Below are 20,120 nucleotides of genomic sequence, written 5' to 3' on the forward strand. Positions count from 1 at the left end.
ACAACCAAAGACTCTGGAGGGCGCCAAGAGCAACCGGAACCGCAGCAGCAAATAGGGCCACGGCCAAAAACCACACCCCCTGCCACTGCTGAAAGCACACCAGCCCAGCCCCGGTAAGTAGCACCGCCTGGAGCAGCAACACGATGCGCAGCCAGTCCAGCCAATGGCAGCGAGGCACCCGGGCCCATAGCCAGAGCCCACCGACATAGCCCAATCCGGCCAGGGCCAGAGCCAGGATCAGACGCTGGGAGCCGCTTGCCGCCACCACCCAGGCGGGGAAAGCGATCTCAATGGCAGCAAACACGCCTACTACCACGCTGTTGATCTGCAACAGGGGGCGCCAGCGCCGATTGCTCCACAACTCGCTCAAGGCATAGCGCACACCTACCTGAGGGGAAGCCTCATGACCAGCAGCCGTAGTGAGCGGGGCTGACAACGACTGCGGCCAGGCCACCAGAAGCGTGCAGGCCGCAGCAATAAGTGACGTAAGGCTGTCAGTGACGAGTACACCCGGCAACCCGGCCGTCGCCGCCAGCACAGCGCCGAGTAGGGGGGCTGCCATCACCACAGCTCCATCCGACCCAGCGAAGAGCCCGCTGGCCGCTCCCAGCTGCTCTCTAGACACAAATCTGGCCAGTTGGCTGGACCAGGTCACCAAAAGAGCCGCCTCTGCTGCCGCTGCCAGCCCAATGCAAAGCAACACCGGTGGCAGGGTGGCTGGACGCATCATCAAGGTGAAGGCCAGGCCCAAAGTGCAGGTGCTGCCGAGGCCGTTAGCGGCAAGCATCACCCGTCGCGGCGGCCAACGATCCAGTTGACGGCCCAATAGCGAAAGGGATGCCAACTTGGCCAACTGCACCACAACCGCCACCGCAGCAAAGGCACTCAGCTGGCCATGCTGCTGGAACAGCCACAGCCCCAAGGCGTAAAGACTCACCTGAGTGCCGAGGTTTGAGAGCAGCTGGCCCACCCACATGACCAGAAATGGCCTTGGCAGCGACCTAAGTTTTGGGCCAGCCACCGGCACAGTCGGCTCTCCTTTTCCAATACATTCAACCTCCCACAGGAGTTCACATCCCTGACAAAAGTCCTGCTTGCCGGCAGGATCGAAGCATCCTCGGCAGCTTCCCTTGATGACCCCAGCCCCTGACCAAGCCGCGATCAGCACCGAAGCCAGCTCCAACGGCGCTTCCCTCTCCTGGGTGCCCTGGCTGCAGGCCGGCGTAACGGCAATGCTGGTGGTACTTTTCTTTGTGATCGTGGGTAAATCCCGCCAGCAGAGCGCCACCATCCGCCAGTTGCAGGAGCGGGTGCAGGGGTTGGAGAACAGCCGGGCCCTTGATCGCACCACTGGCCTGGAACAGCAGCTGCGCTCCACGGTGGAGCGGCTGCAGGCGGTGGAGCGCAACGGCACCCGCATAGATGGGCTGAGCCGCGAAACCGCCAACCTGCGGGCCGAGCTCAGAAAGTGGCGCGCAACCCGCCCCAGCGAAACGACTGACCCGAAAACCGATGAGCTGCCTTTGGGAGTGCCAGCCCTGCCGCCTGTGCGCCCCCCTGCAACTGCTAACTGATCAGGTTTTCAACCTTTAACTGCATCGCCGGCGGCGCTGGGCAGGATGTAGCGCTGCAGGCCGATAAACACCACCAGCACCGGCAGGATCGAAATCACCGCTCCGGCTGCCACCAGGCGCCAGTCGAGCGAAAAGCTGCTGGCCAGCTGCTGCAGCCCAAGCGGCAGGGTGTAGAGCTCGGGTTCATCGAGGATCACCAGGGGCCAGAGAAAATCGCTCCAGGTACCGATAAACACGAACATCGCCAGGGTGATCAGGTCGGCCCGGGCCGCTGGGATCATCACGTTCCACCACTCACCCACCGGCGTGCAGCCATCGCAACGGGCCGCCTCCTCCAGCTCCACCGGCACCCCCAGGAAGCTCTGCCGCAGCAGGAAGATGCCAAAGGCGGTGGCCGCCTGGGGAATGATCAGGGCCCAAAGGGTGTTGCGTAGGCCGATCTGCACCATCAGCAGGTAGAGCGGAATCATCACCACCTGAAAGGGGATCAAAATCGTTGCTACCACTAGGGCCAGCACCAAGCCGCGGCCGCGAAAATTCATGCGGGCCAAGGGATAGGCCGCCAGCGAGCAGAAGAGCACGTTGGCCAGCACCGCCAGGCCACTCACAATCGTGCTGTTGAGCAGGTAAGTGCCGATTGGATTGTCGGTAAAAAGGCGGCTGTAGGCCTCAAAGCTGGGCTGACTGGGCCAGAGGGCTGGCGGGCTGGTGAAAATGTCCTCCGCCGGACCCTTGAGCGAGGTGCTCACCAGCCACAGCAGCGGCACCAGCATCGCCAGGGCCACCAGCAACAGCAAAATCAGCTGGGCGGCGGCACTGAGCCGTGAGCGGCGCGGTCCGGAGAGGGGCAGGCTCATGGCGGGGGGAGCTGAAGGGAAGCAGATGACTCAGGGGGGCGGGCCGGGCCGGGGAGCAAGTGTTTTGGCGCTTAGCTTAGTCTTGGCTTGGCTAATCAACAAAAACAACACTCAGCCCAGGGCGTGATCCCAAACTGAAACGCCATACCCCCAGCTGCCTAAACCCACCTGCCTAAACCCTCGGCCGGTCGGCCAGGGGCAAGTCGCCCACTACGGGCAGCGGCGCCTTCTGGGGGTGCAGCGGCTGGTGACGCCCACCGGCTACCAGCCTATTGAGGGCGTTCACGAAGGCTTGGGCGGCGGCCACCACGATGTCAGTGTCGGCTGAGTGGCCCGAATAGAGCACACCCTCGTGGCGCAGCCGGATCGTCACATCGCCCATGGCATCGATACCTTCGGTCACCGATTTCACCGAAAATTCCACCAGCTCATTGGGCACCTGGGCCAGCCGATTGAGCGCCTGACACACCGCATCCACCGGCCCGGTGCCGATCGCCGCCTCGCTGAGCTCGGCGCCATCCGCAGTCACCAGGGTGACGGTGGCGGTGGGCTGCAAGCCAGTGCCACAGCTCACCTGCACGCTCTTGAGGGTGAAGCTGCCGCCATCCTGTTGCTGCACCTGCTCGCTCACGATCGCCTCGAGATCGCGGTCGCTGATCTCCCGCTTGCGATCCGCCAGCTCCTTGAAACGGGCGAAGGCATCGTCGAGATCCTCACGCTCGAGCGTGTAGCCCAGCTCCTCGAGCCGGGCACGGAAGGCGCTGCGGCCGCTCAGCTTGCCAAGGGAGATGCGGTTGTCCGCCAAGCCAACCGTGCGGGCATCAATGATTTCGTAGGTGAGGCGGTTTTTGAGCACGCCGTCTTGGTGGATGCCACTCTCGTGAGCAAAGGCGTTGGCGCCCACGATCGCCTTATTTGGCTGCACCGCCATGCCGGTGAGATTGCTCACCAGCCGCGAGGTCTTGGTGATCTCCTCGGTGCGCACGCCCGTGAGCGGTTCGGTGCTCTCGGCCGGCCGCCCCAGGAAGGGGTTGAAGTAGCTGCGCCGCACGTGCAGGGCCATCACCAGCTCCTCGAGCGAGGCATTGCCAGCCCGCTCGCCGATGCCGTTGATCGTGCACTCCAGCTGGCGGGCGCCGTTTTTCACCGCCTCGAGGAAGTTGGCCACCGCCAGGCCCAGGTCGTTGTGGCCGTGCACCGAGATCACCGCCTGGTCGATGTTGGGCACCTGGGCATTGATACCGGCGATCAGCTCACCGAATTCCGCCGGGGTGGCGTAGCCCACGGTGTCGGGGATGTTGATCGTGGTGGCACCGGCGATGATCGCCGCCTCGATCACCTGATGCATGAACTCCGGATCGCTGCGGCCGGCGTCTTCGCAGGAGAATTCCACATCGTCGACCAGCGAGCGGGCATAGGCGACCATCTCGGCGGTGATCGCCAGCACCTCAGCGCGGCTCTTGCGCAGCTTGTGCTCGAGATGGATGTCGCTGGTAGCAATAAACGTGTGGATGCGCCGTTTAGCAGCGGGCGCCAACGCCTCAGCGCAGGCCTTGATGTCGCCGGCGGTGGCCCGAGCCAGGCCACAGATCACCGGCCCATTGGGGGTGCCCACCGTTTCGGCAATGCGCTGCACGGCGTTGAAGTCGCCGGGGCTGGCAAAGGGGAAGCCGGCCTCGATGATATCCACCCCCAGCCGGGCCAGCTGCTGGGCGATCGCCAGCTTCTCCTCGAGGTTCAGGCTGGCGCCAGGCGACTGCTCGCCATCGCGCAAGGTGGTATCGAAGATCAATACGCGGCCGGGATCGCGGGCCATAGGGGAGCCCCTCTAGGCGGAATGACTATGAGATAGCCCATTGTATGCGGGCACTACGCCTAGAGTGACGTGATCGCAGGATGGTTATGGCCGCAGGCGATCTGGCCCTAGTCCTCCACGCGCATCTTCCTTACGTGCGCTCCAGCGAACCCGGTTCGCTGGAAGAAGATTGGTATTTTCAGGCGCTCCAGGAGTGCTACCTGCCGCTACTGGCCGTGCTGGAGGCCGCCGCCGCTAACCGGCGCCAGCGCCCCCGGCTCACCCTCGGCCTCTCGCCCACCCTTCTTTCCCTGCTGGCCGATCCCCAGCTCAATGGCCGCTTCCTGGCCTGGATCGCCGTTCGCCAGGAGCTGCTGCTGCAAGCCCCGCAAGCCCTAGGCCCAGCTGCCAGCCACCTGGCAGCACAACTGGAAGCGGTGGTGAGCCAGTGGCGTCAGACCAAAGGGCAACTGATCCCACGCTTCCGCAGGCTGCAGCAACAGGGGGTGCTCGATCTGATCACCTGCGGTGCCACCCACGGCTACCTGCCTCTGCTGCGCCAGGTGCCAGAGGCGGTGCGGGCCCAGCTGGTCACCGCAGTGCGCGAGCACGAACGCCTGCTGGGTGAGCGGCCCCTGGGCATCTGGCTGCCGGAATGCGCCTACTACGAAGGCCTCGATCAGCAGCTGGTGGGCTGCGGTTTGCGCTACTCGGTGCTCGATGCCCACGGCCTGCTGCACGCCCTGCCCCGCCCCCGCTATGGCGTATTCGCACCGATCTGCTCGCCGGCCGGGGCCGCCTTCTTCGGCCGCGACAGCAGCGCCACCCTGCCGGTGTGGAGCGCCCGCGAGGGCTACCCCGGCGATGGCGCCTACCGGGAATTCCACCGCGACCTGGGCTGGGATCTGCCCGATAGCGAACTAGCCAGCCATGCCATCGCCAGCCGCCGGCCCCTCGGCCTGAAGCTGCACCGGGTCACGGCCCAGGGCTGCCCCCTCGACCAGAAACAGCCCTACGAACCCGCAGTTGCGGCCGAGCGAATCGAGGAGCATGCCGCCACCTACCTGCAGGGCCGAGCCGAGGAGCTAGGCAGCCTGGCCCGCTCGATGGAGCGCCGGCCCCTGCTGGTGGCCCCCTTCGATGCCGAGCTATTTGGCCACTGGTGGTTTGAGGGGCCCCAGTTTCTGGCGGCCCTATTCCGCCAGGCTGATGGGGCCGGCGTGCGCCTGGTCACCCTGCGGGAGGCCCTCGGCGGCAGCGACCCCCTGCAGGTATGCCGCCCCTCCCCCAGCAGCTGGGGCCAGGGGGGCTACCACGACTACTGGCTCAACGAGACCAACGCCTGGGTGGTGGCCGAGTGGCAGCGAGCCTCCCAGGCCATGGTGGCTCGGGTGCAGCGCGGCGTTGGCAGCCCAGCCCAGCGGGACCTACTCACCCAGGCGGGCCGGGAACTGTTGCTGGCCCAAAGCTCTGATTGGAGCTTCATTCTGCGGGCCGGCACCACCACCGGACTGGCCAAAGAAAGGATCGAGCGCCACCTGGATCGCTTCTGGCGCCTGCTGGATGCGATCGACAACGGCACCGAACTACCCGCCAAATGGCTCAAAGCGATAGCAATCGAAGACGGCCTATTCCCCCTGCTCAATGCGGCCGATTGGCTACCGGCGCCCATTTGAGGCGAGTAAATCTCATGGCGAGCAAACCTCATTCGGCAATACAATGGCCGCCATTAACCACAGGCTACCCCTCCTTGCCGCTATTTTATTCATAAAAGATCATACTTTTAATCGCATTTCATAGCTTCAAGCCGATTACAAGCGCACCCAGTAGCTGTCAGCATTCGCAATAGAACGGGCACATACTGGGCTCAGTGCAACTACCGCAGAGTAGGCCAATATTCAACACATGCTTATTAATTACCACTCGGCCATAACTCAAGCTCAAGCAATGAGAGCGGGAGGGCAGCAACACCACAATTTGTCTATGGTGCCAGCAATTAGGGCATCGCTGGGGCTTATAATTTAAACCAGACGAAAACATTCCAGGCGAAATACTCCAGAGTAAAATCATCACTTCCCTCTTCTAGCAAATATTGCTTGCATTGGGCCCCAGACTGAGCGGAAGCATAAATACTTGGAATTGATTGGCTAGATAGACCCAATCGCCAGCGGCGGCCACTGAGCAGCATCTACTCCTCAACTACCGAGCAGCACCCAATGATTGAAGAGCTCCTGGGTCCGCCCTCGGGCCTGCTCACGCGCCAACCAGGCGTCGACATAGCGCAGCATCGCGGGATCATCGCCGGCAATTGCCCATACCAGCTCACTGCCAAGGTGATTATCGAAGGGGGCAATCAAGGCGGTGCGAGGGTGGAGTATCGCCCAGGCTGAGCCCCCTTCTGCAGTGGTGAGCAGTCCATCCAGGTCACTCTCAGCAGCGGAGTTGAAAAACTGCTGCTTCTGAGCCAGCGGAACCAACTGCAAGCTGAGCTTTCCACCATCACCAACCAGCTCGCGGCGAATCTGTTGGTGCAACTCAGGGTTGAGTAGCTGCGGATCGCTCACCCCCAGCCGCAGGGGCTTATCAAGGGGCTGCTGTCGCAGGTTCTGAATCATGGCCACCTTGGCATCAGGAACAACTAGGGCCAGATGCACGCTTTGGTAACCGCGACTGAGCTGGTGACGCGCCGCCCGCTGGGGAATGGATTGGATGCCCCCGACCGCTACATCAATTAACTCTTTGTCCAGCCACTGCTCCAGGGTCTGAAGCTGCGCCTGACGCACCTCCAGCCGAATGCCAAGGCTGCTTGCAAATCCCTTAACCATATCCAGGTCGTATCCCACTAGCTCGCCACGACCGTTTAGAAAGGCCCAGGGCAGACCGTCGGAACGCACCCCAACCCGAAGCACACCTCGATCCAAAATGGCGGCTAGGGCCACCAATTCAGGCTTGAGGTGCCGCAAAACGGCGGGTTGTGGACCGCTGCTGGCTGAAGCCAGAGCCAGCAATTTGCGGTCGTTGCTGTAGGTCCCCGCCAGGGAGCGATCTAGATAGATACGGGCACCGGCACCGAGGCCTCCCAGAAGCAGCCCAATGGCAGCAAGACCTACCACTAGGGGCAAGGGGCGCGGACGCAAAGCGGCAACAGTCGAGGCATAGACCAGAGTGACCAGGACCACCAAACCCTCCAGCGCCAGCACCTTCTCAAAGCGATAAAGCCATTCGCCGTTGATGTACACCAGCTGGAGCAAGTCGAGTGGCAAGCCATGGGCCTGGAGCTCCTGGCGGATCACCGCCTTCAGACCCGATACCGCTGCAGGTATTGCGGAGACAAGCATCCGCAGTGTGGCAGAGGGCTGGAGTGGCTGATCCACATACCAGCCGGCGAAGGGAATAAACCAAAGCGCCGCAACTTGACCAAGAGTGGGTAGGGCAAAGCCAAGCGAAACCAGTGGGGCGATCTCGTCGACAGCCTGGAGCTGCCGGCCAGAGGGATCCAGGGACGCGGGCAACGCATGGCGGAGGTTATCCACAAGCATTGGCAGGGCCATCAGTAGGTTTGCGCTACTGGCGGTGAGGGCCAGGGGGCCTTTCACAACCCACCACAACTGTGCCGGGGGCAAGGGAGTCAGGAGCAGTACTGCCGCAGCGCAGACCAGGCTCAGCACTAGGAAGGCCACTAGAGAAAGCTGAAAGAAGCCCTGGATTCGAAGCAACTGGGGCCAATCCAGGCGAGAGACGTTGAGGGCTGTCAAGGCAAAGATGCCAAAGGGGATCATCCGAGCCGTCAGCTTGTTGAGTCGTGCAAACAAGTCGCGCATCACCTCCAGCGGAGCCAGAAGGCGCTGGTTTTGCTCTACGCCCTGCAGCAAAATGCCCAGAACTGCACTGAACAGCACCACTGCGGGGAAGTTGTCATTCGCGAGGCCGCTGAAAATGTTGTCTGGCAGATATGTCTCCAGCAAGTCCACAGGTTCAGGGCGGTCAAACAAGCCAGCGTGGAAAAACTGGGAGGTGACCAACGGCGGCAGGAATTGGGGCAGCAGCACCACCAGCAAGCCCCCCACCAGCCAAAGCCCGAGCAGCACCAGCAACCCCGAGCGGGCAAAGCTGCGAATCATTCCCGGCCGCAAAGAGCCGAACCCCACCACCAGCTCACAGATCAGAAAGGGCATCACCACGATCTGGGAGGCCTGCAGAAACACCCGCCCTACAGGCTTAAGCATCTCCGCGGCCTCAGGCCAGAGCAGGCCGACCATTAGCCCCAACGGCAACATCAGCAGGCATTGATTGCCGATCGAGCGGGGCCAAAGCCTGGGCAGACGCCGCCCCATCAGAGTCCTAACGGCCAGAGCATGCGCAGGCCCAGCTGCAACTCCCGGCCCCGCATGCCCATTAGGCCCCAGCGCACGCTCCAGGGTGCCGTGGCAAATAGGGCAAGCATCGCCGCCAGCAGCTCGCCCAGGTTGAGCGTATTGATCAAAAAGCCGTACCACTGGGCGCTGGGCAGGGAAAAGAAGCTGGTGAAGTGACTGCGCAGCTGGGGCTCCGAGAAGCGCATCAATTTCTCCAGCCCAAATTGGTAGAGGGCGTGTTTACGGCGCAGCTCCGGGGGCCAGAGCGCCTGCCAGCCCGCCTGGGCCAGCTGCAGCGAGTCGGCGGCCGGTTCAGCCCGCAGCCGCGCCGCCACCGCCGCCGCCAGCACCGGCGCCCGGCGCAGTAGCGCCCCCACCATGTAGCCGGAGGCTGGATGCACCATCGCCGCAGCCCCACCAAAGGCCAGCACGGGCTGATCCAAATCCGGTAGCGGCAGGTTCATCGGAAACAGGCAAAACTCCTCGTGCTCCACCTGCTCGATCGCCACACCGCGATGGGCCAACCGCCGCTCGAGGCGCTGCTTGAGCGTGGCGTAGGGCACCGGCGGAGCCAGGGCCAGGGAGGTCTCCTCGACAAAAAACCGTCCCTGCCCCAGATCCATCGCATAAAGAAAAGTGGGGGGCTCCTGCCGCTCCGCTTCGCTGAGGTGATCGGCGCGATAATCCATCAGCACGAATTGCCCCGACTGCACCGGCGGCGCCGTGAAGCGTCCCACCACGCCGTAGGCAGCTTGGCCCGCCACCGGCCCCCGCTCAGGCCGCTGCACAAACACCGCCTTGTGGCCGCTGGCATCCACCACCAGCCGCGCCTCGATCACCGCTAGATCGGCAGCACGAGCAGGGGCATAGCGCACCTGGCTGCGGCCACTCCCATGGCTCAGCTCCTGTGCCTGCCCGCGCAGCCACTGCACGCCGGCGGCCTCACAACGCTCCAGCCAGAACTGCTGCAAGCGCGTTTTGTCGAACAGGCCGTAGTCGCGGCCGTGGCGCGTGGGGCTGTTGGCTGGATCGGCAGGGTCGCTGCTGCCGGAGCCGAAGTAACTGCAGGTGTCGCTCCAGCGGTGCTCCAGCAGGTGGCCCAGGCCTAGCGCATCCACCTCGTCTCCCCAGATCCCGTAGGTGTTGGGCCAGGGTTCGCGAGGATCAGTCGCCGCCAGCACTGCCACCGCCAGCCCCTGCTCCGCCAGCTCAGCGGCGATGGCCAGGGCCGCCGGGCCTGCGCCCACCACCAGCACATCAGTGGGCATCACACCGGTCGAAAGAGAGCTCATGCTGCATCACAGGGGCAGATAGAGGCTTCGTGGGGTGTCCTTAAAGGGACGGAAACCATGGTCCGCATAAAACGCCACCGCAGCAGGAGTCTTGGCATCAACAACCAGGGCATACCCTCCGACCGAGGCACTGGCATGGAGGCAACGTTGTACGGCCAGGGGCTTCTGCAGGAACCAGCACGAATGCCTGTTTAACACCACGGCGCATGTTCTGGTGCGCCTGCTGTTTTAAAAAGCGATCGAGGGCGGGCTCGCCACAGCAAAACTCCTTGCGATTGTGACGGGTTGGGTCGAGCAGCTCCTCCTCAAACACGGCTCACGCGCGTGCAGCCCTGCTCCAACGCATCCTGCAGGGCGGCGTTGGGCTCAAACGGCTGGGCGATGGCGGCATGAAAGGCCTTGAAATCCTGTTGTGACAGGGTGCTCTGCTGGTCGCGCTGGATGGCTTCGGCCGCACGCGCCTTGGCCGCGAGCCGCACAAACGACGCCATGGTCACCCCTCGCTGGCTGGGCTTTCAAGTTCGGCAGGGGAAGCGCCAGCGTCTTCGGTGGTGAGGGCGACAGCTTCATCCAGGGCGACCACCTCCAAAGGGGGCGCCTCCTCGTCGACGGGCACTTCCTCCTCCTCGGCAGCCGGTGGCACCAGCACGACTTCGCTGAGGCGATCGCGGGCATCGAGCTTCTGCAAGCGCACGCCCGTAGCCGCCCGCGACTGCTGCGGCACCGCATCGGCCTGGGTGCGCACGATCACCCCCTTCTCGCTCACCAGCAGCAGCTCCTCGCCAGCCCCGAGCACCTTGAGGCCCACCAGCACATCACCCTTATTGCGGAACTTGATCGCCCGCAGGCCCATGCCGGCGCGCTTCTGCAGGCGGAACTGATCCACCGGCACCCGCTTACCCAGGCCGCTGGCACTGGCCACCAGCACCCAAGGACCCTCGCTCGGTGCCACCTCCTCACTGTCATCGTCTTCGGCGCCCGCCGAACTGGCCACCCGATCGGCCAGCTCGGCGGGCAGCACATCCATGCTCACCAGCTGGTCGCCGGGGCGCAGGTTCATGGCCCGCACGCCGCGGGCGGTGCGGCCCAGGGGCCGCAACTCCTCGTCGTTGAGACGGAAGTGAATGGTCATGCCGTTGCGCGAGCCGATCAGGATGCTGTCGCCGGGCAGGGCCAAGCGCACCCAGGTGAGGGCATCCGCCTCCACCAAATCGATGGCGATCAAGCCATTGGAGCGGATGTTGGCAAAGGCCGATAGACGGGTGCGCTTAATCGTGCCGCCACTGGTGAGCATCACCAGCACACCGTCATCGGTGAATTCGCTAACCGCCAGCAACGAGGTGATCTGCTCCTCGCGGGGAATCGGCAACATCTGCACAATCGGCGTGCCCTTGGCAGCGCGGCTGCTGATCGGCACCCGATAGGCCGGCACGGTGTAAACAACGCCGCGATCGGAGAACAGCAGCAGGTTGTCGTGGTCGTTGCAGCTGATGAATAGCCGCACCGCCTCCTCACCCTGGGTCTTGGTGCCGGCCTTGCCGCGGGTGCCGCGGCTGGTGGCCTCGAATTCGCTCACCGGCATCCGCTTTAGGTAGCCGTTCTCGGTGAGCAACACCACCGAGCGCTCATTAGCGATCAGGTCGATATCCTCGAGGCCGCCCTCGAGATCCAGAATCTCCGTGCGGCGGGGCGAGTTGTAGCGAGTGCGGATCGCACCGAGCTCTTCGGTGATGATCGTGAGTACGCGCTCGCGATTGGCCAGGATGTCTTTGTAGTCGGCAATCTTGGCGACTAAATCCTCATGCTCAAGGCGGATCTTGTCGGCCTCGAGGGCCGTCAGTCGCCGCAGCTGCATCTGCAGAATGGCGTCGGCCTGGATCTCACTGAGGCCGTGGCGCTCCTGCAGCTGCACGCGGGCCGTGGCCGCATCGGAAGCAGCCCGGATCAGGGCAATGATCGGATCGAGTTGGTCTAGGGCCAGCAGCAGGCCCAGCAAGATGTGGTCGCGCTCCTCGGCTTTGCGCAGGAAGTAGCGGGTGCGGCGCTCGATCGTCTCGATGCGGAAGTCGAGAAACACCTGCAGCATCTTGCGCAGGGTGAGCAGCACCGGCTCCGACCTCACCAACGCCAGCATGTAGGCGCTGAAGTTGTTTTGCAGCGGCGTGAGTTTGAACAGGTTGTTCAGCACCACCTGGGGGTAGGCATCACGGCGCAATTCGATCACGATCCGCATGCCATCGCGGTCGGATTCATCGCGGATATCAGAGATCCCCTCCAGCTTCTTGTCGTTAACCAGTTCGGCGATCCGCTCAATCAGCGAGGCCTTGTTGGTTTGGAAGGGCAATTCGGTGATGATCACCGCATCGCGATCGGGGCGGCCCTTCACCTCCAGCGTTTCAATCGAGGCGACGCCCCGCATCGTCACTGAACCGCGGCCGGTGGTGTAGGTGTCACGGATACCGCGGCGACCCAAGATCTGACCTCCCGTGGGGAAATCCGGCCCCGGGATGATCGCCATCAACTGCAGATCGTCGATGTCGGGGTTGGCGATCAGCGCCAGCGTGCCGTCGATCAGCTCAGTGAGGTTGTGGGGTGGGATGTTGGTCGCCATGCCCACGGCGATGCCGGTAGAGCCGTTGAGCAGCAGCTGCGGAATCCGCGCCGGCATCACGGTGGGCTCCTGCTGGGAGCCATCAAAGTTGTCGGCGAAATCGACCGTTTCGGCTTCGATATCGTCGAGCAGGCTGTCGGTGGTCAGCGCCTGCAGCCGTGATTCGGTGTAACGCATGGCGGCCGGGGGGTCGCCGTCCACCGAGCCAAAGTTGCCATGCCCATTGACTAGGGGCATGCGCATGTTGAAGTCCTGGGCCATCCGCACCAGGGCGTCGTAGACGGCCGTATCGCCGTGGGGGTGGTACTTACCAAGCACCTCACCCACCACACGGGCGCACTTCCTATAGGGCCGGTCGCTGGTGAGACCCAGCTCATACATGGCGTAAAGGATGCGCCGGTGCACCGGCTTAAGGCCATCGCGGGCATCGGGCAGGGCCCGACCCACGATCACGCTCATCGCATACTCCAAATAGGAGCGCGACATCTCGTTGCGCAGATCGGTCAGGATGATCCTCGAATCACCGTTGCCACCGGACTCCCCCGGAATATCAGCACCGGGTTCGCTGGGGTCCGCCATGGATGACCGTCTTTACCAATGGTCAGTTTATCTAAAGCCCAGGGGGAATGCCCAAATCCGATCCATTCCCGCCACGCCAGGAGGCGGAGCTAAGGCTCAAGCAGCAACGGGGCCAGCTGCAGGTGCGCGCCGCCGCTGATTTTCGCAGCCTGGTGCTGCAAGCCGGGCTGGCCGAGGCCTACGCCAGCACTGATGTGGTGGTGGCAGCCGATGCGGGCTTCAGCGACCAGGCCAGCCTGCTCCTAAGCCTCGGCCCCACGGATCCACCGATCCGCCTGCGCGACGGCCAGCTGGCCGGAGTGGCGGGGTTGGCGGGCTGCGGCAGCGGCGAGCTGGTGCTGCCGATCGGCGGTGGCCTAGGCGATGCGATGGGCGGCGCCCAGCTGCTCGGCGCCCTGCTGCAGGGCCGGGCCCTGCCCTTCAACGCCAGCGGCGAGGCCACCGCCCTGCACCCCCGCCGGGAGCTGCACACGGAGCTGGGGCTGGAGCAGATCGGCGCTGGCCGGCTGCTGCTGCAGCGGGCCATCAGTGAAAACGGCGTAGTCGCCCTCAGCCAGGCGGAAGGGCCCTGCCCCAGCCCCTACGGCACCCTGCTGGGTCCAGCCGCCAACGCCCTTTATTCCTGCGGCGGCGCCGGCAGCATCGGCCTCACCATGCCGGGTTTGTCGCTGCTGGGGCCTGGCTCACCGGTGCTGGTAGGCGGCGCCATCGGCTGGGTGATAGGGGCTGGCAGCGGCCACCAGCCCGGTTGCCGGCGCCAGGCCAGCGGCCACGCCCGCACCCCCGGCGCGGCCGCCGCCGTGAGCGTGGACTTACACGGCCTGCGACCCGAGTGGGTGCGCCCTTGTTTTTTTGAGGGCCATGGCAGCGCCCTACTGATTGCGATTGCGGCGCCTGTGCCCCTGATCAATGCCGAGGTAGCGCGCCAGGCCGCCGCTGGCCCCCAGGAGCTCGAGGCGCCCGTGCTCGACCTGTCGGTGCCGCGGCGCATCAAACCCAGCCTGGGCTCGGTGAGCTACGCCGAACTGCTCAGCGGCACGATCCAGGTGGGAGGCCGCTCAGTGGCCTGTGCGCCCTCCCACAGCCCGCGACTGGCCGCCGCCGCCTGTGAGGCCTTGATAGCAGCCCTGATCGACGGAAGCTTCCCCCTGCGCCTGCCGGTGGTGCCGCTGAGCAGCCGCCCCAGCCTGCTGCCGATTGAGGCTTAGGGCTTGGAGGCTTAGCCAACCGCACCTAAGCTCCCGCCACATTCCTATCCCCGCCGCGCCGCCCGCCATGGCCGACGACACCACCACCAACCCCGACGGGGCTGTTCAACAGCCCGCTCCAGAGGCGGCGCCCCCCGAACCCAGCATTGCCGCCACCCTGGTAATTGAAGCCAGTCCCAGCGCCGGCTCCAACTCGTTCAGTGACGAAGCCGGGCCCCAAAGCGGCGAAGGTGGTGAGTGGGAGGTGCTGCTGGGCAAGCTGCGCCAGTGGCTCGATCAAAACGAGCTCAACAACCTGTGGGCCCAGGCCCGCAAACCGGTCACCATCCTGGCTGGCCTGGTGGGCCTGCTGCTGGTGGTGCGGGTCTACAGCGCCGTGCTGGGTGCCCTCGACAGCCTGCCCCTGGTGCCCGGCCTGCTCGAGCTAGCTGGGGTGGTGTGGGCGGTGCGCTACGGCATTCCCAAACTGCTGCGCAGCAGCGAGCGCGAACGGCTGCTGGGCGGTCTGAGCCAAAGCTGGAAAGCCTTCCGCGGCAAGGCCTGATCCCACCTTGCCCCGCGGCCTGCGGGCGGCTGGTTGATAGCTTGTCCCGAATTAGTTAACTCCAGGTGGACATTCAGCTCGGTCGCTTCCGCACTGTGCGTCGTGCCTACGGCATCGACGAGATCGCCCTGGTGCCGGGTGGCCGCACGGTTGATCCAGCTATCACGGACAGCAGTTGGAGCCTCGGCGGCATCAGCCGCGAGATTCCGATCATCGCCAGTGCCATGGACGGGGTGGTCGATGTGGCCATGGCGGTGGAACTGAGCAAACAGGGAGCCCTAGGCGTTTTGAACCTGGAGGGCGTCCAGTGCCGCTACGACGACCCCAATCCCATCCTCGACCGCATCGCCGCGGTGGGCAAGGAGGACTTCGTGCCCCTGATGCAGGAGCTCTACAGCCAGCCGGTGCGGGAAGACCTGATCCGTCAGCGGATTGCCGAGATCAAGCAGCAGGGCGGCATCGCGGCGGTGAGCGCCACTCCAGTGGCCGCCCTGCGATTCGGCAAGGCCATCGCCGAAGCCGGCGCCGACCTTTTCTTCGTGCAGGCAACGGTGGTCAGCACCGAGCACATCGGCCCTGAGGGCCAGGAGAGCCTGGATCTTGAGCACCTTTGCCGCACCTTCGGGGTGCCCGTGATCATTGGCAATTGCGTCACCTATGAGGTGGCACTGAAGTTGATGCGGGCCGGCGCCGCCGGCGTGATGGTGGGCATCGGCCCCGGTGCTGCCTGCACCAGCCGCGGTGTGCTGGGTATAGGCATTCCCCAAGCCACCTCAGTTTCCGACTGTGCCGCCGCCCGCGACGAATATTTCACCGAGAGCGGCCGCTACGTACCGATCGTGGCCGATGGCGGCATCGTCAACGGCGGTGACATCTGCAAGTGCCTGGCCTGCGGCGCCGACGCCGTGATGATCGGTTCCCCCATTGCCCGCGCCAGCGAGGCCCCCGGCCGGGGCTTCCACTGGGGCATGGCAACCCCTAGCCCGGTGCTGCCCCGCGGCACCCGCATCAAAGTTGGCACCACCGGCAGCCTGGAAAAAATTTTGCGGGGTCCGGCCGGTCTCGATGACGGCACCCAGAACCTGCTGGGCTGCATTCGCACCTCAATGGGCACCCTCGGCGCCCGCACCATCAAAGACATGCAGAAAGTGGAGGTGGTGGTCGCCCCATCCCTGCTCACTGAAGGCAAGGTCTACCAAAAAGCCCAGCAGCTAGGCATGGGCAAATAAGCAAGGGCGGTTGTTGCTGCAGGCGGGACAGATTGCAGCGTTAGCCTCAGCAGGTGCGAGCTTCGGCTCTCACACTCCTCACACCCTCCAGCCCGGCGCGTCCGGGCCTTTTGTCTTCTCCCTGCCCAGGCTCACCGGATCACGACCTGCAACGGTCGTGGGTAGGCCTTAAACAACCTTGCTAGATTCGCCAAACCCTGATCCTGCAAGGATGTCCAGCGCCGCTGCTGTCACTGATGCCTCCTTTGAGCAAGACGTGCTCAAAAGTGATTTGCCCGTGCTGATCGACTTCTGGGCCCCCTGGTGCGGCCCTTGCCGCATGGTGGCGCCAATCGTCGACGAAATCGCCACCGAATTCGAAGGCAAGATCAAAGTTTTCAAGCTAAACACCGACGAAAATCCAAACGTCGCCAGCCAGTACGGCATCCGCAGCATCCCCACCCTGATGATCTTCAAGGGGGGCCAAAAGGTCGACACGGTGGTTGGTGCAGTACCTAAAACAACCCTGTCGTCCACAATTTCCAAGTACCTCTGAGCGCAGTTGAGCATCTAGTCCTGAGCGACCCATCCCATTTCGGCCAGAGCCCTTTGCAGGTTCTGGCCCATGAGCTCGAAAACCACCCCCAGCGGCATCTGATCGAGCGCTCCCTGGTTTCCCTGCTGCAGGTGGGTCGCCACGAGCATGGCCGGGATGAATGGCGGCTGATCAGTGGCGCGCTGGCCGACATCAGTGAGGCCCTTGAGGTCTTTCGCCCCCGCCGCCACACCCGCAAGATCACCGTCTTCGGTTCAGCTCGCACGGTGCAAAGCGACCCCAGCTACGCGTTGGCCGAAGAGCTGGCCCGCTATGCGGTGGCCGCTGGATTTGACGTAATGACCGGCGCCGGCGGCGGCATTATGGAGGCCGCCAACAGCGGTGCCGGCTGCGAGGCCAGCATCGGCCTCAACGTGGACCTGCCGTTTGAGCAGCACGCCAACCGCTTTGTGAGCAGCTGCGATGGCCGGCTGCTCCACTTCCGCTATTTCTTCACCCGCAAACTTTTCTTTTTGCGTGAGAGCGATGCCCTGGTGGTGATGCCAGGCGGCTTCGGCACCCTCGACGAGCTATTCGAATCGCTCACCTTGATCCAAACCGGCCGCACCCCACCGATTCCCCTGGTGCTGCTTGCCCCTCCCGGCAACCCCTTTTGGAGCGGCTGGAAGCGGGATGTCAGCCAGGGGTTGGCCGCCAGCGGCCTGATCTCCCCCGAAGACGGCGACATATTGAGGGAGGCCCACAGTGCCGAGGAGGCAGTGGCCCACATCAGCCGCTTCTATCGCCTTTTTCACTCCGCCAGGCTGGGCGACAACCGCATCGAGCTGCTGCTCAACTGCGCCCTGCAGCCAGTTCAGCTAGCTGCCCTCAACCTGCAGTTCGATGATCTGGTGGATGAGGGTGTTATCCAGGCGAGCGAGACCGTCGACGATGCCGGCCTGCTGCGCCCCTGCCTGAATTTCCACTTCAATCGCCGCCGCATCGGCCGGCTCTACCAGCTGCTCGACACACTCAACGGGCTGGAGGTGCCTCCAGAGCAGCTGCTTACGGAGCCCGGCCGCCGCCAACCCAGTTCTTCGGCCCCATGAGTCGCCTCGGCTTGATCGATTACGGCATGGGCAATCTGCACTCTGTGCAGCGAGCTTTCGAACGGCTTGGCGCAACGGTCCAGCCCGTTCAAAGCGGCGCCGAAATGGAGGGCTGCAAGGCCCTGGTGCTGCCAGGGGTGGGAGCCTTTGATCCGGCGATGGAGCGCCTGCGCCAGGGTGGTCTGGCCGAGGCGATCACGACCTGGTGCGATGCCGGCCGGCCCCTGCTGGGCATTTGCCTGGGGCTGCAGCTGCTGTTTGAGGCCAGTGACGAGGGCGAAGCAACTGGTCTGAGCCTGCTCAAGGGGCGGGTGCGGGCCCTGCCCCGCCGGCCAGGCCACCCGATTCCGCACATGGGCTGGGAGCCCCTGGTGCCAGCAAACCCCAGTCCCCTGCTACCGGCCGGCAGCCCGGAGAGCTGGGTGTATTTCGTGCACTCCTACGCCGCCGAGCCCAGTGATCCGGCCTGCAACACCGCCCTGGTGCGCTTCGCCGACACCGCTGTCACCGCCGCTGTCTGGCAAGGAGCCATTGGCGCCTGCCAGTTTCACCCGGAAAAATCAGGCCCCCACGGCGAGGCGATCCTGCGCCGCTGGCTGGCCTGGCTCGCTGCCTTATGAGCCTGCGGCTTAGCGGGGGCCGGCGGCTGCAGAGTCCACCGGGGAGCATCGCCCGCCCCACCAGCTCCCGGGTGCGGCTGGCGGTAATGAACCTGCTGGCAGCCGAGCTGCCCGGCTGCGCCTGGCTGGATCTATGCAGCGGCAGCGGCGCTATGGCCTGCGAAGCCCTGCATCGGGGTGCTAGCCGAGTTGTGGCGATCGAGCAGGACCGCCGCATCGCCGCCGTGACCCGTACCAATCTCGAAGCGGTGCATCAGGGGCTAGGTGACGCCGGCCGCCAAGCAAGCGCCTGGGCGGTGCACTGCCGCGAGGTGGGGCGTTGGCTGGCGGAGCCAAATCAACAGGCAGCCTTTGATTTGATCTATGCCGACCCCCCCTACGCCGCAGACCTTTATGCCCAGATAGCCAGTGCTGTGCTGGCAGGAGGCTGGCTCAATCCAGGCGGCACCTTGATCTGGGAATGCGCCAGCTCCAAGCTGCCAGCGATTCCAGCCGGGTGGAGCAAGCGCGATGAACGCCGCTACGGCAGCACCAGCTTGCTGCTGCTGGACCAAGTCAACTGAAGCGCCGTCTGAAGCTCAGACAAAAGCTCAGTCGAGCAGGGTGCCACGGCGATACTGGTTCCAGGCGGCTACAAACAAACCAGCCAGGGTCACGGGGATTAGACCGAGCACGATGCCGCAGAGCAGGGGTTCGATCATGGGAGCACTGACAAGGCGTTCAGGGCACAATTGTTCCACGCCCATCCCCCCCATCGCGAGCGCCCCGCACCAACTGTGACCGGCCAACCCCTAAACCCAGATGCCGCAAAAGGGCGCCGCGGCCTGATCGCTGCCCTGGTGGGCATGGCGGCCGCGGCCTGCATCGTGGCGGTGTTGCTGGTGCTGCCTGCGGCCCAGGCCGATCCCTACAGCCGTCAGACCCTTGAGCTCAGCGGCTCCAGCGAGAAGGGCGGCCGGCTGTTTCGGCTCAATTGCGCCGGCTGCCACGGCATCGCCGCCCAAGGGCTGGTGGGCCCCAATCTCCACGGGGTCGCCGCCCGCAAGAGCTCCCGCCAGCTGATCCAGCAGGTGGTGAGTGGCCGCACGCCGCCGATGCCCCGCTTCCAACCGGAACCCCAGGCCATGGCGGACCTGCTGGCCTATCTGAACGGTCTTGTGTGAGCGGCGCCGCCCAGCTGGCCGTAGTGCTGGTGGAACCCTCCGGGCCGCTCAACGTCGGCAGCGTTGCTCGCCTCTGCGCCAACTTCGACGTAGCTGAGCTGCGCCTGGTGGCGCCCCGCTGCGACCACCTCGGGGAGGAGGCCCGGCGCATGGCCGTACACGGCAGCTGGCTGCTGGAGCAGGCCCGCCTGTTCCCCAGTCTCAGCGCCGCCCTGGCCGACTGCTGCCGGGTGGTGGCCACCAGCGGCCGGCGCTCCGGCGAGCCCCTACCCCTGCAAGCACCGGAGCCGGCCCTGCGCTGGCTGGCCCAGGCCAGGGGGCCCTGCGCCCTGGTGTTCGGCCGGGAGGATCGGGGCCTCAGCAACGACGAGCTGCTCCAGGCTGGCCAGCTGCTCACCCTGGGCAGCGGCGACGCCTATGCCTCCCTCAACCTCTCCCACGCTGCAGCCCTGGTGCTGCATAGCTGGCATTGCTTAGAAAGCAGCCTGGGCAGCAGCCCTGAGGTTGGCGCCCTGCCGGAGCCAAGCGAACGCCAGGCCCTCGAAGCGATGCTCGGCGATGCCGAGGCCCTGCTGCTCGACGTGGGCTTCCTCCATCCCCACACTGCCCACGCCCGCATGGCCAAGCTGCGGGGGCTGCTACAGCGGGCCCAAATCTCCACTGAAGAGGT

The 20,120-nt window shown here is 64.7% G+C and carries 19 protein-coding genes; 11 read left to right on the forward strand and 8 right to left on the reverse strand.

Annotated elements, in window-relative coordinates:
• Positions 1-976 (reverse strand): MFS transporter (locus KBY85_RS12615; RefSeq protein WP_254961838.1); only part of this gene is annotated, 976 nt, incomplete at its 3' end.
• Between the two features lie 157 nt (positions 977-1,133).
• Between KBY85_RS12615 and KBY85_RS12620 the strand changes: the two genes are divergently transcribed.
• On the forward strand, positions 1,134-1,574 hold the full coding sequence (locus KBY85_RS12620; RefSeq protein WP_254961839.1) for a hypothetical protein: 441 nt from the start codon (positions 1,134-1,136) through the stop codon (positions 1,572-1,574).
• 8 nt (positions 1,575-1,582) lie between these two features.
• On the opposite strand, the gene KBY85_RS12625 is transcribed toward KBY85_RS12620, so the two are convergent.
• Positions 1,583-2,431: a carbohydrate ABC transporter permease gene (locus KBY85_RS12625; protein WP_254961840.1), complete on the reverse strand. Its 849-nt coding sequence runs from the start codon at positions 2,429-2,431 to the stop codon at positions 1,583-1,585.
• 172 nt (positions 2,432-2,603) lie between these two features.
• Positions 2,604-4,247, reverse strand: a complete 1,644-nt coding sequence (locus KBY85_RS12630; protein WP_254961841.1) for a 2-isopropylmalate synthase — start codon at positions 4,245-4,247, stop codon at positions 2,604-2,606.
• Between the two features lie 86 nt (positions 4,248-4,333).
• Here KBY85_RS12630 and KBY85_RS12635 point away from each other — a divergent pair, with 86 nt between their 5' ends.
• The gene (locus KBY85_RS12635) at positions 4,334-5,902 is read left to right on the forward strand and encodes a glycoside hydrolase family 57 protein (protein WP_254961852.1); all 1,569 of its coding nucleotides are present in this window, start codon (positions 4,334-4,336) and stop codon (positions 5,900-5,902) included.
• Between the two features lie 519 nt (positions 5,903-6,421).
• Here the strand turns inward: KBY85_RS12635 and KBY85_RS12640 are convergent.
• The 4 genes from KBY85_RS12640 to gyrA all read right to left on the reverse strand — a co-directional run bounded on the left by KBY85_RS12640 (position 6,422) and on the right by gyrA (position 13,063).
• On the reverse strand, positions 6,422-8,560 hold the full coding sequence (locus KBY85_RS12640; protein WP_254961842.1) for a cation:dicarboxylate symporter family transporter: 2,139 nt from the start codon (positions 8,558-8,560) through the stop codon (positions 6,422-6,424).
• Positions 8,560-9,873: a lycopene beta cyclase gene (crtL, locus tag KBY85_RS12645; RefSeq protein ID WP_254961843.1), complete on the reverse strand. Its 1,314-nt coding sequence runs from the start codon at positions 9,871-9,873 to the stop codon at positions 8,560-8,562. Before crtL ends, KBY85_RS12640 begins: the two co-directional genes overlap by 1 nt.
• A 305-nt stretch (positions 9,874-10,178) precedes the next feature.
• On the reverse strand, positions 10,179-10,364 hold the full coding sequence (locus KBY85_RS12650) for a DUF1778 domain-containing protein (protein ID WP_254961844.1): 186 nt from the start codon (positions 10,362-10,364) through the stop codon (positions 10,179-10,181).
• 2 nt (positions 10,365-10,366) lie between these two features.
• Positions 10,367-13,063, reverse strand: a complete 2,697-nt coding sequence (gene gyrA / locus KBY85_RS12655) for a DNA gyrase subunit A (RefSeq protein WP_254961845.1) — start codon at positions 13,061-13,063, stop codon at positions 10,367-10,369.
• A 47-nt stretch (positions 13,064-13,110) separates the two neighbouring features.
• Here gyrA and KBY85_RS12660 point away from each other — a divergent pair, with 47 nt between their 5' ends.
• The 7 genes from KBY85_RS12660 (at position 13,111) to rsmD (ending at position 18,850) form a co-directional block, all read left to right on the forward strand.
• On the forward strand, positions 13,111-14,271 hold the full coding sequence (locus tag KBY85_RS12660; protein WP_254961846.1) for a homocysteine biosynthesis protein: 1,161 nt from the start codon (positions 13,111-13,113) through the stop codon (positions 14,269-14,271).
• 67 nt (positions 14,272-14,338) lie between these two features.
• Positions 14,339-14,815 carry a CAAD domain-containing protein gene (locus tag KBY85_RS12665; protein ID WP_254961847.1) on the forward strand — a complete coding sequence of 159 codons (477 nt, stop codon included), beginning with the start codon at positions 14,339-14,341 and terminating at the stop codon, positions 14,813-14,815.
• Between the two features lie 65 nt (positions 14,816-14,880).
• Positions 14,881-16,044 (forward strand): GuaB3 family IMP dehydrogenase-related protein, encoded by a 1,164-nt coding sequence (locus KBY85_RS12670; RefSeq protein WP_106501487.1) that lies wholly within the window; start codon positions 14,881-14,883, stop codon positions 16,042-16,044.
• Between the two features lie 211 nt (positions 16,045-16,255).
• Positions 16,256-16,579 (forward strand): thioredoxin, encoded by a 324-nt coding sequence (gene trxA / locus KBY85_RS12675; protein ID WP_106501486.1) that lies wholly within the window; start codon positions 16,256-16,258, stop codon positions 16,577-16,579.
• Between the two features lie 53 nt (positions 16,580-16,632).
• A complete protein-coding gene (locus KBY85_RS12680) occupies positions 16,633-17,667 on the forward strand; it encodes an LOG family protein (protein WP_254961848.1) in 1,035 nt (344 codons plus the stop codon).
• Positions 17,664-18,287: an imidazole glycerol phosphate synthase subunit HisH gene (gene hisH / locus KBY85_RS12685; RefSeq protein WP_254961849.1), complete on the forward strand. Its 624-nt coding sequence runs from the start codon at positions 17,664-17,666 to the stop codon at positions 18,285-18,287. The genes KBY85_RS12680 and hisH overlap by 4 nt, the downstream gene beginning before the upstream one ends.
• Positions 18,284-18,850, forward strand: coding sequence for a 16S rRNA (guanine(966)-N(2))-methyltransferase RsmD (gene rsmD, locus KBY85_RS12690; RefSeq protein WP_254961850.1), 567 nt, complete (start codon positions 18,284-18,286; stop codon positions 18,848-18,850). Before hisH ends, rsmD begins: the two co-directional genes overlap by 4 nt.
• A gap of 27 nt (positions 18,851-18,877) precedes the next feature.
• Here the strand turns inward: rsmD and petG are convergent, their stop codons facing one another.
• Positions 18,878-18,988 (reverse strand): cytochrome b6-f complex subunit V, encoded by a 111-nt coding sequence (petG, locus tag KBY85_RS12695; RefSeq protein ID WP_094559756.1) that lies wholly within the window; start codon positions 18,986-18,988, stop codon positions 18,878-18,880.
• Between the two features lie 75 nt (positions 18,989-19,063).
• Between petG and KBY85_RS12700 the strand changes: the two genes are divergently transcribed.
• Both KBY85_RS12700 and KBY85_RS12705 read left to right on the forward strand, forming a co-directional pair.
• Positions 19,064-19,450 (forward strand): c-type cytochrome, encoded by a 387-nt coding sequence (locus KBY85_RS12700; protein WP_396094758.1) that lies wholly within the window; start codon positions 19,064-19,066, stop codon positions 19,448-19,450.
• On the forward strand, positions 19,447-20,120 hold a 674-nt coding region (locus KBY85_RS12705; RefSeq protein ID WP_254961851.1), incomplete at its 3' end, for an RNA methyltransferase. The genes KBY85_RS12700 and KBY85_RS12705, both read left to right, overlap by 4 nt.

It is taken from the genome of Cyanobium sp. BA5m-10 (assembly GCF_024346255.1).
Lineage (GTDB): Bacteria > Cyanobacteriota > Cyanobacteriia > PCC-6307 > Cyanobiaceae > Cyanobium_A > Cyanobium_A usitatum.

Coding starts and splice junctions, on each gene's coding strand:
- KBY85_RS12620 (WP_254961839.1), top strand. CDS start 1,134: ATGACCCCAGCCCCTGACCAAGCCGCGATCAGCACCGAAGCCAGCTCC.
- KBY85_RS12625 (WP_254961840.1), bottom strand. CDS start 2,431: ATGAGCCTGCCCCTCTCCGGACCGCGCCGCTCACGGCTCAGTGCCGCC.
- KBY85_RS12630 (WP_254961841.1), bottom strand. CDS start 4,247: ATGGCCCGCGATCCCGGCCGCGTATTGATCTTCGATACCACCTTGCGC.
- KBY85_RS12635 (WP_254961852.1), top strand. CDS start 4,334: ATGGCCGCAGGCGATCTGGCCCTAGTCCTCCACGCGCATCTTCCTTAC.
- KBY85_RS12640 (WP_254961842.1), bottom strand. CDS start 8,560: ATGGGGCGGCGTCTGCCCAGGCTTTGGCCCCGCTCGATCGGCAATCAA.
- crtL (WP_254961843.1), bottom strand. CDS start 9,873: ATGAGCTCTCTTTCGACCGGTGTGATGCCCACTGATGTGCTGGTGGTG.
- KBY85_RS12650 (WP_254961844.1), bottom strand. CDS start 10,364: ATGGCGTCGTTTGTGCGGCTCGCGGCCAAGGCGCGTGCGGCCGAAGCC.
- gyrA (WP_254961845.1), bottom strand. CDS start 13,063: ATGGCGGACCCCAGCGAACCCGGTGCTGATATTCCGGGGGAGTCCGGT.
- KBY85_RS12660 (WP_254961846.1), top strand. CDS start 13,111: ATGCCCAAATCCGATCCATTCCCGCCACGCCAGGAGGCGGAGCTAAGG.
- KBY85_RS12665 (WP_254961847.1), top strand. CDS start 14,339: ATGGCCGACGACACCACCACCAACCCCGACGGGGCTGTTCAACAGCCC.
- trxA (WP_106501486.1), top strand. CDS start 16,256: ATGTCCAGCGCCGCTGCTGTCACTGATGCCTCCTTTGAGCAAGACGTG.
- hisH (WP_254961849.1), top strand. CDS start 17,664: ATGAGTCGCCTCGGCTTGATCGATTACGGCATGGGCAATCTGCACTCT.
- rsmD (WP_254961850.1), top strand. CDS start 18,284: ATGAGCCTGCGGCTTAGCGGGGGCCGGCGGCTGCAGAGTCCACCGGGG.
- petG (WP_094559756.1), bottom strand. CDS start 18,988: ATGATCGAACCCCTGCTCTGCGGCATCGTGCTCGGTCTAATCCCCGTG.